We start from the raw sequence: 24,226 nt of genomic DNA, 5'->3' as shown, positions 1-24,226 counted from the left end.
TCGGTCGTCGCGCGGCAGACTCCGCCGGGACCGCACGTCCTTCCGGGATCGCATTTCCTGAGCGCGCGGAAACGCCCGAACGGCGGTACGGTCGATTCATGTGCGGATCAGCACGTCGCTCATGTGCTGATCCGTGCATCGTGAGGTGCCCAGCACCGGCACCCGGTTCCCGTGACCACTCCGGGAGCTGAATCCGGCACCCTGTGCAAGCCATCGACTCCCCCCTGCTCTCGAGCGGGTCTGCCCTTCCCAGGGAAGAACTCCGCTCATCTCTCGGAGATGACCATGGCACATCACGGCAAGCGATCCGACACCGGAAACCGGAAGCACGAGCCCGCGGCCGGGTCCTCCGGCATGCCCGTCCCCTCGACGTCCGGCACGCCCACCGGGAAGGCCGGTGAGATGCCGGTCCCCGGTGGCAAGGCGGCCTCCGCGCGTCCTGAGGCCGGAGGCATGCAGGCGCCCGGCATGAATCCGGCGGCCGCCTCCGGCGGGCAGGAGGGGATGCCGACACCGGGCATGCCCGCTCCCTCCGGCGCGGCGATGCCCACGCCGGCCGAGGCCATGTCCGGCCGGCAGGAGCCCGCCGAAGGGGCACGGCGGAGCGGCACACCCCCCGCGGGCGGCCCATCGGCGGCGCCGGGAGGCGGCGGCCACGCCCCGCTTCCCCGCTTCGGCGGCCCGGAGGGCATCTCCCCGCACGGCCCGTCCTACGAGCCCGGTGTCGTGGAGGTCGAGTTCCGCGAGGGTGTCACCCCGGCGGTCACCGAGCGCGGCGAGGGCGCCCCCGCCGAGGTGCACAGCCTCACGGAGGGGCCGCTCACCGACTTCAACAGCATCCTGGAGGCCAACAACCTCGTCTCCGCAGAACGGACGTTCGAGATCACGCCGGAGAAGGCCACCGCTGTCCAGGCGGACGCGGCCGCGCGGGGCCACGAGACCCCGCATCTGGCGCGGTTCCTCACCCTGCACTTCGCCGACGACTCCGACACCGTCGCGATCGCGCAGCGCCTGGACGCGCTGCCCGAGGTCCAGCGGGCCGTCGCCGTCCCCACGGCGCTGCCGCCGACGGTCACCGCCGCCCCGGAAGCGCTCGCCCCGGCGGGTCCGCTGACGGAGCCGCTGGTGGGGAAGAGCGGCACCGTGGTCGTGGACACGACCACGGGTCTGGAGAACCAGTGGTACGTCTTCCGCTGCGGGGTCGACCAGGCATGGAGTCGCTCCACCGGCCGCGGCGTGGTGGTCGCCGACGTCGACTGGGGTTACCGCACCTCCCACCAGGACCTCGCGCCCAACATCGCCCGCACGTTCAACTCCTTCGACGGCACCGCCGACGTCACCCACGGCCGCTCTGTCAGCCACGGCACCGCGGTCACGGGGCTGAGCGGCGCCTCGACCAACAGCCTCGGCATGGCCGGCATCGCATACGACTCCGCGCTGTGGGCGGTCCAGGCGGATTCGGGCACCAGCCCGGGCCTCGGCGGCAACGCCTGGGCGCGCGGCATCGAGTGGGTGCGCACCACCGACAGCGGCGGCCGGCGCAAGGTCGTGATCCTCGAGGTCCAGACGGGCGCCTTCGGCAACTACGAACAGGTGCCGTCGGTCAACGCGGCCATCAGGACGGCGATCGCCGACGGCGTGGTCGTGTGCGTGGCGGCGGGCAACGGCGACCGGGACGCCTCGCTGGCCGACGACGGCTCGCGGATACCGGAGACCGGTTCGATCCTCGTCGGCGCCACGGCGTACGACGCCTCGGTCAACCGGCGGGCCTGGTTCAGCAACTACGGCTCCCGCATCGTCGTCTGCGCCCCCGGTGACAGCTCGCACGACCTGACCTGCGACAGCGGCTCCGATGCGGCATACCGTAACGGCTTCGGCGGTACGTCGGGGGCGACGCCGAAGGTCGCCGGTGCGGCGGCGTTGATGCTGGCGTCGAATCCCGCCCTCACCCACGCCGACGTGCACCGGCTCCTCCGCACCACGGGGACTCCGGTCTCCCCGGACCCGGACCCGGACAAGGTCGTCGGCACCTTCCTCAACGCCGGCGCAGCCGTGCGGGAGGCCTCCCAGAGCGCGGTCGGCCGTATGGAGGTCTTCGCCCGCGGCGGGGACCAGGCGGTATGGCACAAGTGGCAGACCGCCCTCAGCAACGGCTGGTCGGGGTGGGAGTCCATGGGCGGCTGGGTCGACATGGTCACCCACGGCCGCAATGCCGACGGGCGCCTGGAGGTCTTCGCCCGGGGCGCCGACCAGGCCGTCTGGCACAAGTGGCAGATCGCGCGCAACAACGGCTGGTCAGGCTGGGAGTCCCTCGGCGGCTGGATCGACGACCTGTACGTCAGCGAGAACAACGACGGCAGGCTGGAGATCTTCGCCCGCGGCGCCGACCAGGCCCTGTGGCACAAGTGGCAGACCGCACCCAGCAACGGCTGGTCCACCTGGGAATCCCTCGGCGGCTGGATCGACATGATCAGCGTCGACCACAACGCGGACGGCCGCCTCGAGGTGTTCGCCCGCGGCGCCGACCAGGCCGTCTGGCACAAGTGGCAGATGGCGCCCGGCGGCGGCTGGTCGGGATGGGAGTCCCTCGGCGGCTGGATCGACCGGCTCACCACGGCCCGCAACGCCGACGGGCGGATGGAGGTTTTCGCCCGCGGGGCCGACGGTGCCGTGTGGCACCGGTGGCAGACCGCACCCAGCGACGGCTGGTCGGGATGGGAGTCCCTGGGCGGCTGGATCGACATGCTCACGGTCGCGCGCAACGCCGACGGACGCCTGGAGATCTTCGCCCGCGGCGCCGACCAGGCCGTCTGGCACAAGTGGCAGACCGCACCGAACAACGGCTGGTCCGGATGGGAGTCCCTCGGCGGCTGGATCGACCGGCTCGACGTCAGCCAGAACAACGACGGCAGGCTGGAGATCTTCGCCCGCGGCGCCGACCAGGCCCTGTGGCACACGTGGCAGACCGCACCCAGCAACGGCTGGTCCGGCTGGGAATCCCTCGGCGGCTGGATCGACCGGCTCGACGTCGGGCAGAACGCGCTCTGACCGGCCCCTTACGGAGGCGTCCCCCGCAGTGCTGTGCTGCGGGGGACGCGGCGGGCACGGGGCGCCGTACGGCCGGGCCGGCCCGGCGGCCCGCCCCGCGCTCTCAGGCGGCCGCCTCCGGTCTCGCTCTCCCGTGCAGCGTGAGGAAGAAGGTGTGCGCGGACTCCTCCGGCCCGAGGGTGAACCGGTTCACCACCTTGCCCAGGGGGTTCCAGACACGCCCGTCGGGCATCCGCACGCCCACCGGCTGGCCGAAGAGCTCCCGCTGACCGGGGTCCAGGTCGATCCAGACCGCCCCGCACCGCCGCACCAGCACCTCGCCCACGTATGCGCCCAGCCCGAAGAGCGTGCCGGCGGCACGGCCCCGGTCCGTCGTGCCGCCGCGCCGCAAACCGTCCACGATCCTGTCCACCACCCGCAGGCTGCCGGCCGAGAAGTCCAGCGGCAGCCCGCTGCGGGCGACCAACCGCTCCGCGAACTCCGCCGCGTGCCCTCTCATCCCTTCGGCTGTGGGCGTGCTACCGGTGCTGGTCGTGCTGGTCCCCACCCGGAATCCCTCCCCTTCGGTCGCCGGCGCTCTGGGGGAGCCGTCGAGCCCCCGCTCACAGAGCGCCGGGCGCCCCGCGTTCATCACGCCTCACGGGAAGGAACCTCGAGCCGAAGCGTCCGCCGCTCCGGGGCGGTCAGCGGGAACTGCGGAACGGGCCGGGACACCACACGGCGTCGCCGCCTGGCCGGGCGGCCGCTGCCGGCCTTCCCGCCGCCGCCGGCCCGCCCCGGTGCGCCCGTACCGCCCGTCAGCCTTCGCTGTCGCCCCACGGCTGGAACCGGACGAAGTCCAGCGGATCGTCCGCGGCGTCCAGCCCGGGCAGGCCCTCGGCGCGCAGGCGCCCCCGTGACCACTCCAGGAGCGTGTCCACCAGCCCTCCGGACAGCGGCGGCCCCTGGTCCGCGTGGCGCGGGTGCACGATCAGCTGCCAGCGCTCCGGGTCGCCCTCGGTCAGCCAGCCGAGCTGGTCGCCGTCGATGGAGTCCGCGAAGGGCAGGAAGCCGCCCGGCTCGGGCCATGTGGCCAGCGGGTTGAACTCCGGGAACTCGGCCCGCAGCTCGCGGTAGGTGTCGAGCCGCCACTCCACCTCCTCGACCAGCCCGGCGTCACCCGCTCCCAGGGGCTCGAAGAAGCGCAGCCACTCCGCCCAGCAGCCGGCGCCGTACCGCTCCATCAGTGCCACGTACTCGGCGGGCAGCCGGGTGCCCAGCGCCTCGTACAGCTCGTCCCAGGTCCGGCCGGTGCCGAGGTACGGCGACGCGGGCGGCGGCACCAGCCGGGTCAGCGCCGCCAGGTCCGTCCCCTCGGTGAGCGCCGCGCGCCGCTCCGCCCGGACCGCTTCCGGCTCCGTCTCCGGCGGGGCCCACGGGGCGGGTTCGGGCAGGAACGCCGTGCGCCGGGCGGTGGCGGGCAGAGGGCCCAGCCGGCCGCCGCCGGGCAGTTCCAGGCCGGAGGTGAGCAGCGCGGCCAGGGTCTCCGTCAGGGTGTGGTCGTAGCGCTGCCAGGGGTTCCGGCCCGCGCGCGCACTGTCCGGGTCGTGGAGCACGACGGGCCAGCGGTCCGGATCGTCGTTGGCTCCGGTGTCCCAGAAGAGCACGCTCTCCGCGCGCGTCTCGCCCCAGGCCAGCAGCCCGCCCGTCTCGGGGTGCAGGGCGGGCGGCTCGTACGGCGGCGCCTCACGCGAGGCGATACGGCAGGAACGGTGGGTCTCGCGCAGCCACCGCGTGTAGTCGAACCGCGCCTCCTGCACACAGGGCCCGTGGAGCCAGACGAACTCACCGATGTCCAGCGGGCCGTGGCCGGAGAACAGGGCCTTGTAGTCCCCGGGCAGCGTCAGGCCGAGCCACGACTCCACCCGGCTCCAGTCCACGGCGACGGGGCGGTCGCCGGGGCGGGGCAGTCCCAGCAGAGCGGTCAGGCGGGTGAGGTCCATGGGGCTCCAGGGGTCTGTTCCGGGCCGCTGCGGTGCGTCCGTACGTCGCCGGCGGCCCCGGGGCATGACGGCCGCCGCGGCCTGGCGGAGCCTCCGGGACGTGCGGCGACGCGCGCCTCCCGGGCGGGTCCGGTGCTGCGCGTGCGCGGCGCATTTTCGATCACCTGCACGAGGGAAATCAAGCCACCGGACACCCCGGGCATTCCGGCCTTCTCTCCGGCATCTCCGGGGCCGGGTGCCCGCCGGCGGAGACGCCCGACACGTCCCCGCACCCTCCCGGCTGGTGACGCCCGGCGAACCCTCTGTTGTGCAGATGGCCCGCAGATGCGGCATTCCGGACACGCGCGTAGCGTGGCTGACGAGGAACAGAGCCACCGGTCAGTGCACCGGAGGTCCGGGCCGCGGGAACTGCGGCTCCGTTCCCCGACTCAACTCCTTTGTGCTGTGGCCGAGAGAGCGCCGCGCGCCCAGGCCGCTACAGCGAACCACGCGGAGGAAGCAGAGCGATGAGCACGGTCACCACCCATGACGGCGCGAGCATCTACTACAAGGACTGGGGGCCGCGCGACGCCCGGCCGGTCGTCTTCCACCACGGCTGGCCGCTGAGCGCCGACGACTGGGACAACCAGATGCTGTTCTTCCTCTCCCGCGGCTACCGGGTGATCGCCCACGACCGCCGCGGCCACGGGCGCTCCTCCCAGACCACGGCCGGCCACGAGATGGACACCTACGCCGCCGACGTGGCGGCACTGACCGACGCCCTCGACCTGCAAGGGGCCGTCCACATCGGGCATTCGACCGGCGGCGGCGAGGTGGCGCACTATGTCGCACGCGCCAAGCCGGGACGGGTCGGAAAGGCGGTGCTCGTCAGTGCGGTGCCGCCGGTCATGGTCCAGTCGGCCGACAACCCCGGCGGCCTGCCGATCGAGGTCTTCGACGAGTTCCGCGCCTCCCTCGCCGCGAACCGCGCGCAGTTCTACCGCGACGTGCCGTCCGGTCCCTTCTACGGCTTCAACCGGCCCGGCGCGGACGTCTCACAAGGGCTGATCGACAACTGGTGGCGCCAGGGCATGATGGGCGCCGCCAACGCCCACTACGAGTGCATCAAGGCGTTCTCCGAAACCGACTTCCACCAGGATCTCGCACAGATCGACGTCCCCGTTCTCGTGGCCCACGGCACCGACGACCAGATCGTGCCGTACGCGAACTCGGCACCGCTGTCGGCCGAGATCCTGAAGAACGCGACGCTCAAGAGCTACGAGGGCCTGCCTCACGGCATGCTCTCCACACACCCGGAGACGCTCAACCCCGACCTCCTGGCGTTCACGGAGGCGTAGAGCCCACTCCCCGCGAGCATGTAGGCGCCGCGCGCTGAGCACCGCTCACCGCTTCCGGTCCCGTAGGGCCGCCGCCACCGTCACGGCAGTACCGGCGAGGATCGGCACGAGCATGGCCACGAACACCCATACCGGCACCTCCGGTTCCGGCGCGGAACGCCACAGCACCCCGCAGCCGACGAGGAAGGAGAGGCCGATGCAGGTGTTGAGCACCAGCAGGGCACGTGCCGTACGGCGCGCCGAGGCGCGGCTGCCGGGGCGGTTGACCAGGGAGGAAGCCACCTTCCCGGGCGGCAGTTCGTCCCGCGGGGTGATCCGCAGCGTCATCTCCGTGCAGAGGATCATCAGCACCGTCACCCCCGCGTAGAGGAACACCAGCACGAACGCGCTGCCGATCGACCGGTCCGTCCACGCGTCCACGCCGTCGATGCCGATGTGCTCCGGGATGCGGTCCGGCAGACGGGGGTAACGGACCACGCCCCAGACGGTCAGCGTGACGAGCAGCGCGACGTCGGCGAGCAACCACAGGCGGTACGGCGGAGAGAACACCATGGCACCGATCGTCCGACGCGACGGCGGAAGGGGAAAGGGGGTTCAGGACCTCGCCCGGCCGGACGCCTGCCCGGACGCCGCACCGTCCTCGCCCCGGCCCGGGTCCGTCGCCGCTCGACGCACCCCCGCGCCGGACCGCCGCACCCCGCCCGGACCGCCCCGGGCCGGCAGGGCGTCACCGGCCGCACAGACGGCGAGGGCGACGACGAGGAACGCCGCACCGGCGGCGAGCAGCGTCTGCTCGTAGTACGGCGCCGTGAGCGCCCGCGTGACGGCGTACGCCACCGCCGCCCCGGCCACCACCGCGGCGCCGAGCCGCGCACCGAGGCCGACGGGCCGGAACGGCTCACCGGCCTGCCGGGCCCCGGCCGCCGCGTCCCGCAGGCCCCGCCCGGCGGCGACCGCCATCAGCAGCAGCGCCGCGCCCGCGGCACGACCAAGTCGTCCTCCGTGTACGGGTTCCGCAGGTCCCACTCGACCACGCAGAACACCCACGTGTACGCCACGGACGCCGACCACAGCAGCACCGGCGCCCGCAGTACGCGCCCGTACAGCCCCGGGTCGAGCCAGCGCAGCACGCTCAGGAACGCCAGCAGCACGAACGGCAGCTCCAGGAACGCCTGCACCCGCAGGACGCTGGGCGCGAGCAGCTCCGGCGCGGGGAAGTGGTCCGCGAGCCACCGCAGCGGACCGGCGCCGTCGGCCGGCTCGAACCAGCCGGGCGGCAGGTGGCGCGCGATGAACGACGGGTCGCCGTCGTGCACCCGGAGTACGTACACCGTGAACAGCACCTGGTTCAGGAAGATCAGCCCCGTCACCAGGGCCAGCGCCGCCTCGGGCGACGGCCCGCGTCTTCCCGGCCCGGGGACGGGGCACTCCGCCGTCCTGCGAAACGCCACCAGCGCCACCGCCACCGCCCCGACGACCGCCCCGTCGACGACGCCTTCGACGCCCATCCGGTCCCTCCGTTCGTCGCCCGCACCTCCCTCGGTCGCCCATGGCGTCCACGGGAGCCGAGCGAGCGATGAAACCATGCGAGGTCCGGGCACCCGCAGCCGGGGAGGGACGAGTGAGCCACAACCGCCGGCAGACCGCACGCGGCAGCGGAGCGCACCAAGGGCGTCACCGGCCTCGCGCTCCCCGGCGGCCTACTCGGCCTCCTCCTCCGCGGACCTGTGTGTGACCTTCCTCCCGGCTTCGGTGGGTACCAGGGTCAGTGCGCCGACCCAGCAGTCGCCGTCGGGGTACTCCCAGGCGCCGGCGTCACCGAGAACCGCCGGAAGCAGCTCGCGAGGTACCACCGCGCCGGGCTGATAGCCACTCTCACCTGAGGGAGAAGTCCACGGCTCAAGCCGACGGACCTCGATCCATCCACGATCCACGAGAGCGAGCAGCGTCCACGCAAGCTCGCAGATCGACCGGCACCGGTCGTCGTCAACATCTCCCCGGACACCGGGCAGAATGTCGGCCTCATACGCGTTGACCAGGAACGCTTCCTCAACGTCGGTCAACGTGTGCCGCTCTTGCTCGCCCATTCCCAGTTCACCTCAGAGCCAACGCTGATCGTTGCGCCCTCGCAGAACTCCGTACCGGAGAGCCTGGCGGGCGACGCCCACCGGCGAGGACAGGCACGAAGCACACCCACAACGGCTACCCGAGGGGCCGCCCGTCCGTCAGAGCCAGCCGGATCAGCTCGCGGTGCGACTCCTGCACGCCCTCCGGCAGGGCGTCCGGGAAGCACCAGCGTGCCTCCAGGATCTCCAGCGGGTCGATCGACAGCTCACCACCGGCCAGCACGGCTTCGTAGGCCACCTCGACCCGCAACCGGTAGCCGCTCCGGAGACGCACGAGCGGGCCGACCGTCACCTCCAGCCCGGTCTCCTCCCGCACCTCACGGGTGACGGTCTCCCCGAACTCCTCGCCCTTGCGCGCACAGCCCGTCGGCAGGCCCCACTGCCGGCCCTCCGGCCACAGCCGGTGGCGCAGCAGGAGGAAGCGGCCCGCGTCGTCACGGACGACCCCGGTCACCCCGACCATGAACTTCGCCTGACTCAGCCACAGCAGCCGCCACTGCACCGGGCCGCGCAGACCCCGCCACAGGCGCGCGACCAGTCGCTTCACGCCGTATCCCTCCCGGACGCCGAAACCTCGCACCGGCACCGCGACCGCTCACCGGCCGGTGCGGGAGTCTCTCACGCGGGCAGCCTGCTCCGCCGTCCGAAGGGCCCACGACACGCTCAGCGGCAGCGAGTTGAGGCCGCCCACGCCACGGCACCGGGTCAGCACCCCTCGGGGCCACCCTCGGCACGGGCCGCACGCAGCGCCGCGCGCCAGCCGGCGCCCTCGCGGAGGACCGCGACCGGCCCGCCGGGGCGCGGCGCCCCGGGCGGCGCCTGCGGCTCCTCCGCAGTCCCTACGGCGCCCCGGGGCCACGCGGGCGGCGGCGGAAGGTAGCGCAGCAACCGGCCGCGTACGAACCCCGCAGGCGCCCGTACGCCCTCCGGGGGCAACCCCTGCGCGACGACGGCGCGGATGGTCTCCGGCCCCTCGCCCCGCAGCAGGTAGTGCCCGGCGATCTGGGCCAGCTCCCGGGCGTCGGCGGCGGGCAGCGCGAGCTGCGGGGCGGTGCGGCGGAGCCGCAGCAGTACGGCCTCCGCACGCTCGGCGTACACCGCGAGCGGCCCCTCCAGCGGCGGCAGCTCAGGACCGGTCCGCGGCTGCCGGGCAGGGGCGGGCGCGGGGACGGGGAGGGGGGTGTGGTTCTCCTCCGTCTGGTCCCCCTCGGGGGGTCGTCGCCGGTCGGTCCGTGGGGCGGCCGACCCGGCGGCCGGTTCCCGGACCCAGTCGGCGGCGTTGACCAGCCGTACACCCCACCGCCGCGACGCGGCGGTGTCCTTGCCCAGCCGCGCGGCCTCCTCGGCCGCCGCCCACCCGGCGGCGACCTCCTCGGGCGTGCGCAGCGGTACGAGGGAGGCGAGTCGCTGGTCGCGGATCTCCCCGCGGACGTTCTGCCGCTTCCGGGCGTGCCAGTGGCCTTCGGCGCGCAGGCACTTGCGGGCGGCGTTGAGCTTGTCCTTGCCCATGCGGAGCGTACGGGCGACCGCGTCGCTGTTCCGCGCGTTGCGCGGCGGGAGCTTCACCAGGGCTTGCAGCAGCCGCAGTGCGGCGTCCGTGAGCCCGGCCGCGTCGATCAGCGCCTCGGGTGTCTGGAGGAAGGGCGCGCGCGCAGGCGCGTTAACCTGGTCGGGCATCGTCAGTGGAGGTCCTGTCCACTCGTCGGTGTAGGCCCTTGGCCGGTGTTGCAGCACCTGCTGAGGGCCGCTTCGTCGTTACGGAGACGAAGCGCGTCGCTACCTAACGTACACCCGTCTGCGCGTCCCGCGCCGCGTGCTCCACGAAAGAAGCCCAGGCCAGAGCTCCGACCCCGAGCTCCGGACCGCCGTCCACCTTCGAGTCCCGGACATGCACGACCCCCGGGGACGCGGCGACCTCGACACAACTGTCGCCCGAGCCACCGCTGTAGCTGCTCTTGAACCAGTCGCGTTCCACGCTGCTCATGACGCTGCTCCTCGCATCTGACGCAGTAGGCTCACGGAGTCTTCCAGGGAGAGAGCCTGCGAACGCATCCTCGCATAGCGCATCTTGAGCATGCTGACCACTTTCCGGTCAGTGATGAGCTGCCCGCTCTCCTGCCCCTCGCAGTAGGCCAGCCACTGATGATCCGGAGTCTCCACGAGCTGCATGGGGCCGTCCAGCCCGGCGTGGCTCTCCCGCACCAACGGCATGATCTGGAACTCGATGTTCCTCCGCTGGACGACCTCCAGCACTTGGTCGATGAGTTCCCGGGTCACTTCTTCCCCGCCCATACCTCGCCGGAAGAGATGCTCCTCAACGATGAAGCCGTACGCGGTGTTCGGGTGCTCGTACAGCAGCCGCCGCCGGTCCAGCCGTACCGCCATCTGCGCTTCGATCTGCTCGTCACCCAGCGGCGGCAACTGGTTCGTGAACAGCGTCCGCGCGTACGCGTCCGTCTGCAACAACCCGGGGATCAGGCGGCACTCGTACGTGTACAGGGTGCGCGCCTCCGCCTCCAACTGCGCCCACTGGCGGAACCAGTGCGCCAGTCCCGGCCGCCGCGACAGATGCCGCGCCGCGCCCCGCAGCGCGCCGAAGGCGTCCAGCACCTCCTCCGCCCGCTCCACGAAGTCGGCCGGCGGAAAGCGACGGCCCTGCTCGATGGAACCCACGGTCTCCGGCGAGTACTGCACCAGCGGCGCGAGTTCCTCCTGCGTCAGCCGTGCCCGCTTCCGGAACGCCTTCACGACCTCCCCGAAGGTCTGGAGGCTCTCCGAGCGTTCCGGCCGCCCGCACACCTGGTACGTCCCGTGGTGCGCCGTTCCCGCCCCGCCGCTGCCGTCCGTCATGCCGGTCACCCTTCACCCGTACTGGTAAGCAGCTCCCTATCGTTGCGACCGACCACCCCGTGCCGCCACCCTGTGCACCCGTACGCTCACCCAGCGTACGAGCGGTCAACCTGGAGCACCCGCGCGCACCCGCGGCCCCTGCTCTCCGCCTGCCGCACAGAGGACCGCCCCCGGCAGCGCACCAGATGGCCGGTTACCACCGGTTGGCGCGGCTCGTACCGCTCTGCGCAGGCGTTTGGTGCCCCTGCGGCCCGTGGTGCATACTCCGCCGTCCCCCCACATCGCACTGCTGTTCCACTCTGCTTCGGGGAGCGTCACCCACCCATGGGAGCCACTCTGCGCGCCGTACGCGCGCTCGTCCTTCTCGCCGGTTTCTATCTCCTCGGCTTCGCCCTGCTGGGCGGCCTCGCCGCACTCGACTGGGCCGTCGCCGGGCACGGCAGCGCCGCCCTGAAGATCTGGGTGATCTCCGCGCTCGTCGCGATCCCCATCGTCAAGGGCATGTTCGCGCTCCGCCCGCCGGAGGACGAGGAGCCCGACGGCATCCGCGTCACCGAGGACCAGGAACCGGCGCTGTGGGCGCTCGTCCGCTCCCTCGCCGAACAGACCGGGACCCGGGCCCCCGACGAGATCTACCTCGTCCCGGAGGTCAACGCGGCGGTCTCCGAGGAGTCCCGCCTGCTCGGGCTCCGCCCCGGCAAGCGGCGCCTGCTCGTGGGCCTGCCCCTGCTGACCGGGCTCGACGAGGCACAGCTCACCTCCGTCCTGGCACACGAGTTCGGCCACTACAGCAACCACGACACCCGGCTCTCCGCCATCACCCGGCGCGGCTGGACGCAGGTCGTGCGCACGGTCGCCGCGCTCCAGGAACGCTCGAACAAGAAGCGCTCCGCGGAGGAGGCCAAGCAGGAGAAGAAGCAGGCCGCGCGGGTCGCCAAGGGCAAGAAGGCCCGCGAGGTCGACGCCGGAGCGGCCGGGCTCACGTACCGCCTCGCCGCGCTGCCGTTCAAGGGCTACGGCCACCTCTACCTGCGCGCCACCCGCGGCACCATGCGGCGCCAGGAGTACGCGGCGGACCTGGCCGCCGCCCGTATCGCCGGCCGTGACGCGACGGCCTCCGCCCTGCGGGAGATCCCCCTCCTCAGCTCCGCCTTCGGCTTCTACATGGACTCCTACGCCACCCTCGGCGCCCGTGCCGGGCTGCTCCCGCCCCGCGGCGAGGTCTTCGGCGGCCTGCGGCATCTGCTGGCCGCCCGTAGCGCCGAACTGGACGAGCTGCGGCGCGGCGTGCCCGAGGAGGACCCGTCCCCGTACGACACCCACCCGCCCATCGCCGACCGCGTCGCCCGCATCGAACAGCTCCCGGAGGACGGCCGCTCCCACGACGGCGCCCGCCCCGCCCTCGCTCTGCTCACCGACGCCGGCCGCTCGCTGGCGGAGCTGGAGGACGTGGCGCTGACGCCGGAGGCCCGGAAGCTGGAACGGGCCGCGGACTGGCCGGCACTGGTGCACACCTCGCTCACCCGGTACGCGGCGGCCTCCGCCGAACCGCTGGCCCAGGCGGCCCGTGACCTGCATGGCGGCGACGGCTCGCTGCCGAAGGTCCTCGACGCCCTGGACGCCGGGCTGCTGCACCGGCTCGCCTCCTCCGACGACACCGACGCGTCCAGCGCCCACGAGCACCGGGACGGCGTCCGCGACCAGGTACGCGGCGCGCTGCAAGCGCTGACCGTCGGCCACCTGGAGGCGCACGGACAGGCACGCTGGGAGTTGTCCTGGACCGAGGCCGCCACCCTGCGGCTGCCGGAGGGCTACGAAGCCGCCCTCGACACCGCCCTGGACGCCGCCGTCGCCGACACCCCCGACACCCGGCCCCTCCGCCACCTGCTCGCACCTCGCTACTGAACCCACCGAGCACGCCCCGGGCCCTCCCGTCGTCACGACGGCGGACCCGGGGCCCTGGGCCCGAGGCGCCGGTGGGGAGGAACGTGACGTCGACCGGACGCGCGTGACGCCGACCAGGTAAGCCCCTTCCGGATAACCTCGCCCGGGCCTGCCGCCGTGCGGCCGCCGGCACCCCAGCCACGGCCCCGGGTGCCCTTGGCCCGTACCGCAGAGGCGCGTAGAACGCCTGCCCCTACGAGTGAGCGTTTGCCAACCTCAGTTTGAGCAGGTCAGGTGCAGGGTGAGGACGGCTTGGACGAGGCTGGTGATGCGGGTGGTGGAGCATCGCAGCTTGCGCACGAGTCGCCAGGTCTTGAGGCACCCGGCCCCACACCGCAGTCAGCTCAGAGTAAGGCCGCCCGCCGGTTCGGCGTTCCCCTTGTCCTGCCACTGCTCTTCATCGAAGAAGATGGCCACGGAGTCGGGACGCGGGTGCCCGCCCACCGCGATTTCGACATGCCAGTCACCGGGTCTCGGCAGCACGATCGTGCGCTCGTCTTCTGCCCCTGGCGCGGTAATGGACAGGACTCCCGAAGAGGACTGCAAACGACCTTCATACACGGTCCTTACCTCCCGGAGATCGACCTCGCCCCTGCGTACCTGCACACGGACGGCTCCATCGGAGTCAGACTGCGTGGAAACATACACATGCCCGGGGAGGGCGACGGTCTCTTCGCCTCCCGTCTCCATGGTCGGGTAGTCGTCCGTACCCATGTCACGAATCGAGACGAGTGCTCCCACGGGCGAAACAGCACCTTCCCAGATGAGCTCACTCAATTTCAGAAGCCTTCCTCACCGGCGCGCTGTCCACCGCATCAGCACACCCCACCTGCGACACCCAACCGCTCGCTACCCACCGTAGCGCGCCCCCGGGGCACCACATTATTCGTGTATGACAGCGGATAACGCATCAGGACGAGCTGAGGCCCCGACTACAGGCATCCCGGCTCGCCGGTGCCGACGAACCGTGTCAGGGACTCCTCCAGCAGTTCGAGAAACTGCCGCAGATCACCAGCCACCGGATCGAGCTCGCATTCGTCCAGTGACGCCGTGCGCGTACGCACTTCCGCTCGCGCATCAATCTCGGGATACCTCGGCCTCTCAAGGTCTATTTCAGATCAAATGTCTCCCATGTCAGATTCAAGCGGCGATACGCATCGTCGAACCATTCATCGACTAGCGGGACCGTCACGGTCACTGTCGTCAGTGACATCGCAGTATCCCTGATGGTGACCCGAGCCCGCTCGTTCTCGACGTCACGGTCAATAAACAACTCAGGTCCGCGCTTCTCTTCACGCCAACCGATATTGTCCCCGGCGTCGAGCGCATCCAATGCCTCCTGCCATTGCGGTAGTTCGTTGGAGAATACCCAAATCTTGAGACTTCCTCTTACGAATGGTGTATCGACTAGCACCTGCCCGACCAGTACGTCACTCGCCCCGTGGCGCTCCCTATCAGTGAGCCGAAGGATCACGCTGTTACCCTCGCCCTCCAGCCGGATCAGGTCGACCGACGCCTCGTCCATTCATGCTCCTTCCCTCGATCGAGTTCCATACGGAGATGGGACCCTAGTACTCCAGCCGTAGATGTGGTTCTTGCTGGTGGGGACCTGTTGCGGAGACGGGTGCGGCCGCCGATGATCGCCAGTGTGTGAAGACAGAAGATCAGGCGGTAGCCGCATTCACAGCGTAGACCCTTCGCGTTGAGACGACGACTTCGAGGGGCTGATGCAGCGCATAGCTGGACGGTTTGCCCGTTCCGAACTCCTGAACTCTTGTGGGCAAGTTCGTCCGTGGTTTGCTGGCTCCGCTGCCGCGTAAGACCTGTTGGACAATCGCGGAGCGGGCGGACGAGACCACGCCGGACGGCATGCAGCTCCTGCTGGAGCGGGTCAAGTGGGACGCTGACGCCGTTCGTGACGATCTGCGCGACTAAGGCACTGTTGGGGGTGCAGTCGTAGCCGTCTTCTTCACAGGCCGCCGGACGGTGCCCGTCGAGTTCGATGAAGGAGACAGGGTTGCCGGCGGTGAAGGCGTAACGGTTGCCGGTAAAGGGGTCCATGCCCAGGGACATGTCGGCGAGGGCGCCGGTGTACATGTCGCGGGTGGTGAAGCGGTTCAGGCCCGGGTCGTAGTTCCGGAAGCCCATGTCGTAGGTGCCGGATGCGGCGTCCCAGCGCTTGGAGTTGAACCGGTAGGCGTTGTACGCCTCCTTGTCCGGGTTGGCGGGGTCGGGCTTGTCGATGCCGGTGAAGTGGTCCTCGTCGGCCGAGCCGTAGGCGGTGTAGCCGTAGGTCGCCTTGGTATCGCCGGTGTCACCGGTCAGGGTCTCGACGTCGGTGTGAGAGTTGTAGCCGTAGTAGGCGTCCTCGGACGTGCCGTCGCTGTTGTGGGTGACCTGCGACAGGCGCTGGCCCCACGGGCTGTACTGGTAGGACTTGGTCAGCTCACCGGCGACCTCTTCGCCCAGGACCTGGCCGGAGAGGCCGAGGTAGTTGAAGTCGGTGGTCTTGCTGCCGGTGGTCTTGGAGGCGGTGCGGTCCAGCGGGTCGTAGGTGTAGGTGGTGGTCTTCGACTCGCCGGTGTCGGTGAGCTTGGTGTGCTCCACCACGTGGTCGAAGCCGTCGTACGTCTTCGATTCGATGACCTGACCGCCACTGGTCACGGAGTTCAGGCGGCCGAACGGGTCGTAGCCAGCTAAAAAGGGGGCGAACACACAGGGCCGAGCCCCGTGGACCGAGGCAAGCCGGGTTCCAAGATGCACGTCCTGTCGGACGCGAAGGGCCTGCCCCTCGTCGTCGGCGTCTCCGCCGCCAACGTCCACGACAGCGAGGCGTTGGAGCCCATGGTCGCTGGCCTCCACACGAGACACGACCCGCACCGCGGCCGTCACTTCAAACCCCGCCGCCTCCATGGCGACAAAGCCTACGACGTCCCTCACCTGCGGAAATGGCTCCGCGGAAGACGCATCGGCGTCCGCATCGCCCGTAAGGGCATCGAGTCCAGCGAACGCCTTGGACGTCGAATATGGGTGATCGAACGCACGATGTCATGGCTGACCGGCTACCGCCGGCTCAACCACCGCTACGAGCGTCATCCCCGCAACTACCTGGCCTTCCTCGGCCTCGCCGCCGCCCTCTGCTGCTACAAACGAGTCGCCCGCCTCACCACGTAGGACACGGTCTCAGTCCGAGTGCACGATCTGCCGAACCACCAGATTGTCCGCCAACTCAGGGATCTCTGCAGTCAGACACGAATGCGCCTGTCGGAGGAAGCTGGAGAGCGCACTCGCGAGCTCACCACGCTCGACAGTAACCCGCCAGGGGCGTTTCGACGAGCTCATGGCGATGAGCTCGCCTTCCCGACGCAGATGGATAACCTCTTCGCTCTCTGTGAAACCGAATGTCGCATCTGCTCCCGATGAGATGCACTTCTTCGCGTGGGAGAGCGAAAGAGCGAGATCCACAAGCGTTACAAACCTTGTCTTTGAAATCACTTCCACGCCGTCTACAACCATTTCGACATTGACGCCGAAGTACTTGTAGCGGAGATCAATCTCTGCCAGACCCGCAGGGTCGCCCTGTTTGGCTGCCTCCCAGGTTCTCCGCCAGGGAGAACCTGGCACCGGGAGAGAGAAGGAAAGATGAATCATCGTTTCTCCTTATGGTAAGCCTTTCAGCTAGAATGGGAACGCGGTCACTACTTTTCCATCATTCACGACCACACGTATTCTGGTCAAGTCTCCGCCCCCTTGTGCCGGGCCAGCCTTGCCGACCGTGGCACCGAAGTCCCACTCATAAACCTGGCCAGGCCGCGGCGCGCCAGTGACCGGGTCCGCCGTGTTCGCCTTGGGGGTTCCGCGGTTGATGGTGTCAATAATCCTCTGACGGACCTTCTTCTCCTTGCCAATGAGGATGCCAGCCTCGTCGTCGACCAACGCACCGCCGGGCCGATGGCGGTCCAGAATATGCTGCCAGTCCCCCGTTTCTAGGGCTGTCTTTCCGCAAAGGCCGTTCGAATTGTGCACAAGCGCTTGGAGTTGAACCGGTAGGCGTTGTACGCCTCCTTGTCCGGATTGCCCGGGTCGGGCTTGTCGATGCCGGTGAAGTGGTCCTCGTCGGCTGAGCCGTAGGCGGTGTAGCCGTAGGTCGCCTTCGTGTCACCCGTTTCACCGGTCAGGGTCTCGACGTCGGTGTGGGAGTTGTAGCCGTAGTAGGCGTCCTCGGACGTGCCGTCGCTGTTGTGCGTGACCTGGGACAGGCGCTGGCCCCACGGGCTGTACTGGTAGGACTTGGTCAGCTCCCCGGCCACCTCTTCGCCCAGGACCTGGCCGGACAGGCCGAGGTAGTTGAAGTCGGTGGTCTTGCTGCCGGTGGTCTTGGAGGCGGTGCGGTCCAGCGGGTCGAAGGTGTAGGTGGTGGTCTTCGACTCGCCGGTGTCGGTGAGCTTGGTGTGCTCCACCACGTGGTCGAAGCCGTCGTACGTCTTCGACTCGATGACCTGCCCGCCACTGGTCACGGAGTTCAGGCGGCCGAACGGATCGTAGTTGTAGGAGGCCGTCGAACCGCCGGCGGTGGCGGACAGCAGCCGGTTGCGGTCGTAGGTGTACGTCGTCGTGCCGTCGATGGTCTGGGAGATGACGTTGGCGTTGGCGTCGTGGACGTAGGTCTCCGTCCCCGCACCGGTGCCGGTGGTGACCACCTCGGCCAGACGGTCGGCCGGGTCGTAGCTGTACTCCTTCGTCGCCGACAGATACGCCGAGGTGTCATCGGCGTTCATCTTCTTCGACACGTCCCGCGCATGACATGCCGCGACTACGTCGTGGGATGCACGCCTCGCACCCTGAGGTCCCAGCTACAGGCATCCCGGCTCGCCGTCGGCTACGAACCGAGTCAGAGATTGCTCCAGCAGTTCGAGAAATTACCGCAGATCACCAGCCACCGGATCGATCTCGGGGTCATCCAGTGACGCCGTGCGCGTCCGGTAGATCACTCCGTCGGGGCCGGGCGACGTAGGACAAGCCGCCGCCGTTCGAGCCGATGACCAGGCCACCAGCCTTCTCGCCCGCGCCCACATCGACGGCGCCGTACTGCTCGAACCGTAGAAGGGCATCATCCGCCGCATCGACGAAGTAACCGCTGCCGACATCCGCCCAGGTGACGGAGCCGATGTTGGCGTAGAAGGTGACCAGGTCAGCAGAGAAGACGCCAGCCTGTGCAAGCCTACGAGCCGCAGCCCGGCCGACCTGGTCGGCCGGTCGGACCTCATTGGCACCCGGAGGAAAGCCGTGCCGACGCTCGAACTCATCTGCCGTTTCCGCCAGGGCTTCCGAGACCCTGCTCACCCACGAGCCCAGCCACGCAGGCAAAAGCAATCGATCACTCACGAGGCCAACTCATGGCCGCAACACCTGACTCCCCCGCGCCGGCTCGCGGCCCGGACACCGAAAAGCCACCGCCCCCTCTTCGGCAGCAGCGGGCTCGACCCGCGCCGAGAAGTCGTCCGACACAATCCAGGCATATCTCCCACGGCCCCGATATACAAGGTCGAGAAGCGCGCCTCTTGGTCTACTACTGCTCGCTGCCGAGCGTCACATGTTCGCCCCATCAGGTCGAATCGTGCCCCCGAAGGTGAGATGTCGTCCTCCTGGCTGCCTCCAGCGGACCAGAAAGCAATTTCTTTCGCTTCCCCCAGCCCTCTGCCTTAACGATGGCCGAGTCAAGGAAGTCTAGAAATTCTTCTCGCGCATCATTCTCAGGATGCCTCGGTAGTGCTACCTGAACAATCAGCGATCGATGATCCTCCAGGAATGATCCGATCCTGATCCCGGAGAACTTCGGACCATAGATTTCTCCTGGAATGAAAAAGGTAACCGTCAGGTTAAACGGAACGTTAGCTCCTTCCCTGAGTTCCTGCAGTGACCCATGCAGCGAGTCAAGTGCGGAAGTCCACTGCTTGTCCTCAAAACCTCCACCGATGATCGACTTCACCGAAAGAGGATCAAGAGGCGTATTCGCAGATCCATCACTTGCCGACATCACAACCCCAGATCCATATTTCCTGCATGCGGTTCCTTATTGAACGGACCAGGCCAACGCTCCACGATCCACCTTTCCAGGTCAGGCATATGCGAGCGCGAGCCATAAGAGCTGCCCGTAACTGCTGGTCAGGCATGAGATGATCACGCGGTGACTGGTGTGGTCACGGCGTCGGAACCCACCTGGATAGCCCCTTCACCGGTGAACTCGCGGAAGTTCGGCAAGCTGGTGACCGAGCTGCGGCGTGAGGGCGCCCACCCGGTCCGCAAGGGCCGGCCCTGGTCCCTTTCGCTGGAGGACCGGGTGCCGCTGGTCTCCGCCTACTGGCGCACGAACCTGACACTACGCCAACTGGCTCCGCTGTTCGGAGTCTCGAAGTCGGCGGCTGACCGCGTCATCGACCACCTCGGCCCCCTGCTGGCCCTGCAGCCGCGCAAGCGCTACCGCAAGGACACGCTTCATCGCGCGGCTTCAACGCGAGACCCGAGCAATTGAACCCACGGGTTTTCCACGTTTCGTGGGTACCTCGCGTTCTGAGCATCTGGCGCCGTTTCGATCAGGTGCAGCAGAGTCCATGAAAGCCCATAACAGTTGTCCGGACCAAAGCACTCCGTTAACGCTTGCGCCTCATCGTCTGAAACCGGCGCTGAGATCCTTTCAAGAAGTCGCTGAGCCTCGGCAATTCTTAGTTCAGGAGCATCCTCCGAGGGAAGCGGTCCCGCATCAATCAGGTCACCGACCTCGCGCCGAACTGACGTCATACTGTAGTAACCGCCCTCGCTGGTGCCATCCGAGTTGTTGGGAGCCGGGAGAGACGCTGACCTGCCCGGCTGGGGCACTCTTAAGTACTATGAGCCGGTACGGGGTGTACGCCTCCTTGTCGGGATTGGCCAGGTCGGCTTTCAGCTTAGCGGATGCATCGGCAGGTGGTACTTGCCCCGATCCGGAAAGCTGACTCGGCTCCGCTCCGAACCGCATCGGCCCATCAAGACACGACCCTCGTGGTGTTGGGGACGCACTCGGTTATCCCGTTACCAGCTCACTCATTCGCCTGATCAGATCGCGAGACCCGAGTTCTTCCGACAGCCGGACAAGCCGCTCATGATACTCTTTGCTAATCGGCAACTCTTCCTCGTAAATCCATGAACACATAGTGTCGAAAGCCAGTGCGAACTCTCCCGCCGCCAGAAGGTCGCGCACGTCGACTGTGACCGAAGGTGCAGTGACGGGAGATTCCTTGAGCAGTTTTTCGATCGTGGCGGCGTACTCGACAGATTCCACAAGGTGAACCACCTTTCAGGAGCCTTCCAGCTACGGCATGCACGCTTGTGCTCCGCACTTCGCAACCCTCGCAGCCCCCTCAGCATCAAACCCGACTGTCACCTATACGTGCAGCAGTCCCTCTTCACTCTTCAAGGCCAGACTGAAGCCGCTGCCAATCCTCCTGCTGATCGCGCCAGGCAGTGCTTGCATAGGTCGCGGTCTTCGCCTCAGGCAAAGACAGGCCAAGCACACGAGAAGCTACGTAGATCGCTTCGATCGGCGAAAGACCAAGTTCCCGCAGTTCCCGGAATACCGGTTCCCGCTCCACTTGCCCTCGGCCCGCGATGCTCGATGCCAACCTGTCCAGTCGAGACCGGTCCACTCTCTAATCTCCTAGGATCTTTGCGACGTCCAAGGTCATCGACCCCGGGCGCTTGTAGATGCTGCCGTCCGGTTTGGGGATATGCCGCTCATAGTTCAGCACGACGGTGCTAAACCCCTGGGATCTCGCCTGCTTGGCGACGGAGCGCTTCATCTGACGGATTGCATCTGGCCCAATCGGGGCGCGGCTTAGCCCTTGGGTACCCTTCGGGAAGACCATCAATCCGTCCAGGTGCACGGTGTCTCCGGCCACCCTGACGGTCGCCATGGCCTCAACCGTCTGCCCTCCAACATCGAATGATCCATCCCAGATATCTCCGTCGGTGAATGGAGAGCAGTTGCTGTTGTGAACGAGGACCGCTGTGTCTGGCCTGCCAGCACATAGTACGTGTGCAGGTCGTTCACGGTGAGGTTGTACGTGCGGGCGTGCTTCGTGAACGGCTTGTGCGCGGTCACGATGACGGTCTCGCCGTCGTCCGTGAGCAGGGTCATGCCTGGCTTGAGGTCGCCGGCCTCGACCCAGCGGTCTTCGGACGGGGACCAGAAGGGATGCTCGTACGTTGCTGTGAGCGTTTCCATTCCACTGTCGGTGGCGATGAACAGCTTGTTGAAGTGCTTGTCGTCCTCAGTGATGATCAGACGCGTGACCTTGCGTGCCTTGGTCTCGCCTGTCTCAGGGTCGGTAGCAAGTACCTTGTCACCGACTTCGACGTCCTCTATGTCCTTCGTGCTGCCGTCGGCCATGAGTACGTCAGTGCCGGCCAGGGAGCACCTCGTGCAGCCATTCGCCGCGCCCGCGATCCGGCGTCCCTGCTTGGGCAGCTTGGCTACATCACCGAAGGGAAAGAACCCGATGACTCCTGCCAGGATGCCCCAGCCGTCACCTTCGTCGACTGACCGCTTCAGATCGTAGGCGTCGCAACCCACCCCGCGAACCCTGCCCAAGCAGGGACGGCCGGTGTTCTCCTACCTATTCTTTTCGGATCGAAAAAGAGCAGAGCGCCAACCGTGCTCAGGAAGACAGCCGCAACAAAAAGGGCACCACGTCTGGACCATCTCAAGTTCCGGGAATTTGCTCAATAGGAACAGCACAGTCGTGCAATGGCATGCCGCGACTACATCCTGGGATGCACGGCTCGCACCCTGAGGCCCCTGCTACAGGAATCCCGGCTCGCCGTTGGCGGCGAACCGTGTCAGAGACCGCTCCATCAGTTCGAGAAACCGCCGCAGATCACCAGCCACCCGATCGAGCTCGGGCTCGTCCCATGACGCCGTGCGCGTCCGGTGGATCACTCCGTCAGGGCCGGCAACGTAGGACAAGCCGCCGCCGTTCGACCCGATCACCAGGCCACCAGCCTTCTCGCCCGCGCCCACATCGACAGCCCCGTACTGCTCGAACCGTAGAAGGGCATCACCCGCCGCATCGACGAAGTAACCGCTGCCGACATCCGCCCAGGTGACCGCGCCAATGCTGTCGTAGAAGGTGACCAGGTCAGCAGGGACGACGCCAGCCTGTGCAAGCCTACGACTCGCGGCACGGTCGGCATGGTCGGCCGGTCGGACCTCATTGGCACCGGAGGAAAGCCGTGCCGGCACTCGAACTCGCCTGCCATTGCCGCCAGGGCGTCTGAGACCCTACTCGCCCACGAGCCCAGCCATGCGGGCGAAAGCGATCGGTCACTCATGAGGCCAGCTCATGGCCGCAACACCACTCGCTGGTGCCGACTCGCGGCCCGGACACCGAAAAGCCACCGCTCCCTCTTCGGCAGCAGGGGGCTCGGTCCGCGCCCAAAAGTCATCCGACACGATCCACGACGTAGCTCCCACGGCCTGGACAACGCCCGACTCCACGTTCGAGCACGCATCCACCGCATTGTGTCGGCCGTTCCGAACGTCTCGCTCTTCGTGCACGACTCCAACCGGCGGGCGCCCCGGTCTGGTTCCAATCGCCGCTACCACACTTCTGTCGCAGAACAGACAAGACCCCTACTTCTTCGAGACCATTGAAATTCCGCCCATAGCAAGGGAGAACATTCGGGCCAAAGCATTCCGAACGTCGGGGTCTCGATCAAGCCGCTCCAACGATTCGTACGTCGCCGGATCAACGTCGATCGTAGCAACTCCCCCAGCATCTCCGCCGTTCACGACCGAGAACAGGAGAAGGCATCGGTATGCCCGCACAACTCCTCCTCTCTCTTCGCGCATCAGCGACTGAAGGACAACGCTTCCTTCCTTGACCTGGCTGCGGAGTGCATCCACCGAGGTCCACCGAGTTGCCCAGCATCGCTCCTCCGCCTCCAGTTGAATTCCGAGTAGCGTGTCGAAGTCGATCTGACACACACGGAAATCGCAGTCATTCGCGCGGATCACAGACATCGGAGCATCATTCCTCACCCAAAACGTCGGTACGGATTTGCGTGTCTGGGTCGATACGCCCGTCCTGGATTCTCCTTTGGAGTTCGTCCCAGCGATGGTGGCCTCCAAGGATGGTTCCCCCACTAAGAACGGCTACTGAGGTTGAATTCGTGGAGTCGTAGGGGCTGACGGGGTGTCGGGTCAGGCGTTATGACCATGGCATGCGGTATCCACAGGGAGGCGGGCTGACCGCCGAACGTCAGCAGTTCCGCCAGGGGCGCTGACCTGCTACAAGCCCGGCCAGCGTTCGCGGCTGATCTACCGGCCGCGCAAGGACGATCGCCGGGACGGGCGCAAGAGCTTCTCCTGGCGCGACTACCGCGATCTGCTGATCGCCGCCCACCAGCAGCTCGGCGGGCCGATCGTGCTCGTCTGGGACAACCTGAACGTGCACAAGGCCGCCGGGCTCCGAGAGTTCGCCGCGTCCCAGGACTGGCTGACCATCTACTACCTGCCGCCCTACGCACCCGACCTCAACCCTGTCGAAGGGATCTGGTCACTGCTGCGGCGCGGCTGGCTCTCCAACGTCGCCTTCACCACCCCGGAGCACCTCATCCAGCGCATCCGCCGCGGCTTACGCCACATCCAGTACCGTCCCCGGCTCATCGACGGCTGCCTCACCGAGACCGGCCTGGTCATCAGCCGCTGACCGAAGACGACTCCACGAGTTCAACCTCAGTAACGACTCAGGACACTACATCACGGTGTCACCTCCTGTTCTCCTGGGCGCACGGAAGACGCTAACTGAGCCCTTTCCAACCTGAGGTGACCGGGCGGTAGTTGGGCTGGGGCGGTGTCCGGACGTGAAGAAGCTCCTGGTAGACGGGTTCACGACCAAGATCA

General features: G+C 68.2%; 23 protein-coding genes and 7 pseudogenes. 7 read left to right on the top strand and 23 right to left on the bottom strand.

Annotation, left to right across the window (positions count from 1 at the left end):
• Positions 1–279: 279 nt before the first annotated feature.
• Positions 280–3,048, top strand: a complete 2,769-nt coding sequence (locus HOY81_RS18495; protein WP_237321557.1) for a S8 family serine peptidase — start codon at positions 280–282, stop codon at positions 3,046–3,048.
• A gap of 103 nt (positions 3,049–3,151) precedes the next feature.
• Here the strand turns inward: HOY81_RS18495 and HOY81_RS18490 are convergent, their stop codons facing one another.
• Together HOY81_RS18490 and HOY81_RS18485 are read right to left on the bottom strand one after the other, a co-directional pair.
• Positions 3,152–3,547 (bottom strand): hypothetical protein, encoded by a 396-nt coding sequence (locus tag HOY81_RS18490; protein ID WP_237321556.1) that lies wholly within the window; start codon positions 3,545–3,547, stop codon positions 3,152–3,154.
• 298 nt (positions 3,548–3,845) lie between these two features.
• Positions 3,846–5,030, bottom strand: coding sequence for an SMI1/KNR4 family protein (locus tag HOY81_RS18485; protein ID WP_237321555.1), 1,185 nt, complete (start codon positions 5,028–5,030; stop codon positions 3,846–3,848).
• A gap of 506 nt (positions 5,031–5,536) precedes the next feature.
• On the opposite strand from HOY81_RS18485, the gene HOY81_RS18480 reads away from it, so the two are divergent.
• Positions 5,537–6,367, top strand: coding sequence for an alpha/beta fold hydrolase (locus HOY81_RS18480; RefSeq protein ID WP_237321554.1), 831 nt, complete (start codon positions 5,537–5,539; stop codon positions 6,365–6,367).
• Between the two features lie 45 nt (positions 6,368–6,412).
• On the opposite strand, the gene HOY81_RS18475 is transcribed toward HOY81_RS18480, so the two are convergent.
• The 8 genes from HOY81_RS18475 to HOY81_RS18440 all read right to left on the bottom strand — a co-directional run bounded on the left by HOY81_RS18475 (position 6,413) and on the right by HOY81_RS18440 (position 11,343).
• Entirely contained in the window at positions 6,413–6,919 is a 507-nt protein-coding gene (locus HOY81_RS18475; RefSeq protein WP_237321553.1) for a DUF1648 domain-containing protein, read from the bottom strand.
• A gap of 42 nt (positions 6,920–6,961) precedes the next feature.
• Positions 6,962–7,327, bottom strand: coding sequence for a hypothetical protein (locus tag HOY81_RS18470; RefSeq protein ID WP_237321552.1), 366 nt, complete (start codon positions 7,325–7,327; stop codon positions 6,962–6,964).
• Positions 7,327–7,875, bottom strand: coding sequence for a hypothetical protein (locus HOY81_RS18465; protein ID WP_237321551.1), 549 nt, complete (start codon positions 7,873–7,875; stop codon positions 7,327–7,329). The genes HOY81_RS18470 and HOY81_RS18465 overlap by 1 nt, the downstream gene beginning before the upstream one ends.
• A 192-nt stretch (positions 7,876–8,067) precedes the next feature.
• Positions 8,068–8,454, bottom strand: coding sequence for a hypothetical protein (locus HOY81_RS18460; RefSeq protein WP_237321550.1), 387 nt, complete (start codon positions 8,452–8,454; stop codon positions 8,068–8,070).
• Positions 8,455–8,569: 115 nt separating this feature from the next.
• Positions 8,570–9,040, bottom strand: coding sequence for an NUDIX domain-containing protein (locus HOY81_RS18455; protein WP_237321549.1), 471 nt, complete (start codon positions 9,038–9,040; stop codon positions 8,570–8,572).
• A 158-nt stretch (positions 9,041–9,198) separates the two neighbouring features.
• A complete protein-coding gene (locus HOY81_RS18450) occupies positions 9,199–10,170 on the bottom strand; it encodes a hypothetical protein (RefSeq protein ID WP_237321548.1) in 972 nt (323 codons plus the stop codon).
• 103 nt (positions 10,171–10,273) lie between these two features.
• Positions 10,274–10,477 carry a DUF397 domain-containing protein gene (locus HOY81_RS18445; protein WP_237321547.1) on the bottom strand — a complete coding sequence of 68 codons (204 nt, stop codon included), beginning with the start codon at positions 10,475–10,477 and terminating at the stop codon, positions 10,274–10,276.
• Positions 10,474–11,343 carry a helix-turn-helix transcriptional regulator gene (locus tag HOY81_RS18440; protein WP_237321546.1) on the bottom strand — a complete coding sequence of 290 codons (870 nt, stop codon included), beginning with the start codon at positions 11,341–11,343 and terminating at the stop codon, positions 10,474–10,476. Before HOY81_RS18440 ends, HOY81_RS18445 begins: the two co-directional genes overlap by 4 nt.
• 324 nt (positions 11,344–11,667) lie before the next feature.
• On the opposite strand from HOY81_RS18440, the gene HOY81_RS18435 reads away from it, so the two are divergent.
• Complete coding sequence (locus HOY81_RS18435; protein ID WP_237321545.1) at positions 11,668–13,248, top strand: M48 family metalloprotease; 1,581 nt, start codon at positions 11,668–11,670, stop codon at positions 13,246–13,248.
• Between the two features lie 255 nt (positions 13,249–13,503).
• Here HOY81_RS18435 and HOY81_RS18430 read toward each other — a convergent pair.
• The 3 genes and pseudogenes from HOY81_RS18430 to HOY81_RS18420 all read right to left on the bottom strand — a co-directional run.
• Positions 13,504–13,605 (bottom strand): annotated as a pseudogene (locus HOY81_RS18430) (IS5/IS1182 family transposase); the annotation flags it as partial.
• A 21-nt stretch (positions 13,606–13,626) separates the two neighbouring features.
• A complete protein-coding gene (locus tag HOY81_RS18425) occupies positions 13,627–14,028 on the bottom strand; it encodes a hypothetical protein (protein ID WP_237321544.1) in 402 nt (133 codons plus the stop codon).
• A gap of 367 nt (positions 14,029–14,395) precedes the next feature.
• Positions 14,396–14,812 carry a DUF5959 family protein gene (locus HOY81_RS18420; protein WP_237321543.1) on the bottom strand — a complete coding sequence of 139 codons (417 nt, stop codon included), beginning with the start codon at positions 14,810–14,812 and terminating at the stop codon, positions 14,396–14,398.
• 202 nt (positions 14,813–15,014) lie between these two features.
• Between HOY81_RS18420 and HOY81_RS18415 the strand changes: the two are divergent.
• Positions 15,015–15,210, top strand: a pseudogene (locus tag HOY81_RS18415) (IS701 family transposase); the annotation flags it as partial.
• A 57-nt stretch (positions 15,211–15,267) separates the two neighbouring features.
• Here HOY81_RS18415 and HOY81_RS18410 read toward each other — a convergent pair.
• Positions 15,268–15,978 (bottom strand): annotated as a pseudogene (locus tag HOY81_RS18410) (RHS repeat-associated core domain-containing protein); the annotation flags it as partial.
• A 9-nt stretch (positions 15,979–15,987) separates the two neighbouring features.
• Here HOY81_RS18410 and HOY81_RS18405 point away from each other — a divergent pair.
• Positions 15,988–16,461 (top strand): annotated as a pseudogene (locus tag HOY81_RS18405) (IS5 family transposase); the annotation flags it as partial.
• A 9-nt stretch (positions 16,462–16,470) separates the two neighbouring features.
• Here HOY81_RS18405 and HOY81_RS18400 read toward each other — a convergent pair.
• The 4 genes and pseudogenes from HOY81_RS18400 to HOY81_RS18385 all read right to left on the bottom strand — a co-directional run bounded on the left by HOY81_RS18400 (position 16,471) and on the right by HOY81_RS18385 (position 19,276).
• Positions 16,471–16,938: a hypothetical protein gene (locus HOY81_RS18400; RefSeq protein ID WP_237321542.1), complete on the bottom strand. Its 468-nt coding sequence runs from the start codon at positions 16,936–16,938 to the stop codon at positions 16,471–16,473.
• Positions 16,939–17,315: 377 nt separating this feature from the next.
• A pseudogene (locus tag HOY81_RS18395) lies at positions 17,316–18,086 on the bottom strand (sugar-binding protein); the annotation flags it as partial.
• A gap of 157 nt (positions 18,087–18,243) precedes the next feature.
• On the bottom strand, positions 18,244–18,672 hold the full coding sequence (locus HOY81_RS18390) for an SMI1/KNR4 family protein (protein WP_237321541.1): 429 nt from the start codon (positions 18,670–18,672) through the stop codon (positions 18,244–18,246).
• 220 nt (positions 18,673–18,892) lie between these two features.
• Positions 18,893–19,276, bottom strand: coding sequence for a hypothetical protein (locus HOY81_RS18385; protein ID WP_237321540.1), 384 nt, complete (start codon positions 19,274–19,276; stop codon positions 18,893–18,895).
• Positions 19,277–19,474: 198 nt separating this feature from the next.
• Here HOY81_RS18385 and HOY81_RS18380 point away from each other — a divergent pair.
• Positions 19,475–19,783: pseudogene (locus HOY81_RS18380) on the top strand (transposase family protein); the annotation flags it as partial.
• A gap of 564 nt (positions 19,784–20,347) precedes the next feature.
• Here the strand turns inward: HOY81_RS18380 and HOY81_RS18375 are convergent.
• The 5 genes and pseudogenes from HOY81_RS18375 to HOY81_RS18355 all read right to left on the bottom strand — a co-directional run bounded on the left by HOY81_RS18375 (position 20,348) and on the right by HOY81_RS18355 (position 23,344).
• Positions 20,348–20,605, bottom strand: coding sequence for a MafI family immunity protein (locus HOY81_RS18375; protein WP_237321539.1), 258 nt, complete (start codon positions 20,603–20,605; stop codon positions 20,348–20,350).
• Positions 20,606–20,729: 124 nt separating this feature from the next.
• Positions 20,730–20,945: a hypothetical protein gene (locus tag HOY81_RS18370; protein WP_237321538.1), complete on the bottom strand. Its 216-nt coding sequence runs from the start codon at positions 20,943–20,945 to the stop codon at positions 20,730–20,732.
• Between the two features lie 27 nt (positions 20,946–20,972).
• A pseudogene (locus HOY81_RS18365) lies at positions 20,973–21,751 on the bottom strand (polymorphic toxin-type HINT domain-containing protein); the annotation flags it as partial.
• Between the two features lie 372 nt (positions 21,752–22,123).
• Entirely contained in the window at positions 22,124–22,564 is a 441-nt protein-coding gene (locus HOY81_RS18360) for an SMI1/KNR4 family protein (protein ID WP_237321537.1), read from the bottom strand.
• A 390-nt stretch (positions 22,565–22,954) separates the two neighbouring features.
• Positions 22,955–23,344, bottom strand: coding sequence for a hypothetical protein (locus HOY81_RS18355; RefSeq protein WP_237321536.1), 390 nt, complete (start codon positions 23,342–23,344; stop codon positions 22,955–22,957).
• A 259-nt stretch (positions 23,345–23,603) separates the two neighbouring features.
• Here HOY81_RS18355 and HOY81_RS18350 point away from each other — a divergent pair, with 259 nt between their 5' ends.
• Positions 23,604–24,032, top strand: coding sequence for a transposase (locus HOY81_RS18350; RefSeq protein ID WP_237321572.1), 429 nt, complete (start codon positions 23,604–23,606; stop codon positions 24,030–24,032).
• The last annotated feature ends 194 nt before the right edge of the window (positions 24,033–24,226 follow it).

It is taken from the genome of Streptomyces sp. JJ36, from assembly GCF_021696945.1.
GTDB lineage: Bacteria > Actinomycetota > Actinomycetes > Streptomycetales > Streptomycetaceae > Streptomyces.
This window is presented reverse-complemented; position numbering and strand designations above follow the sequence as displayed.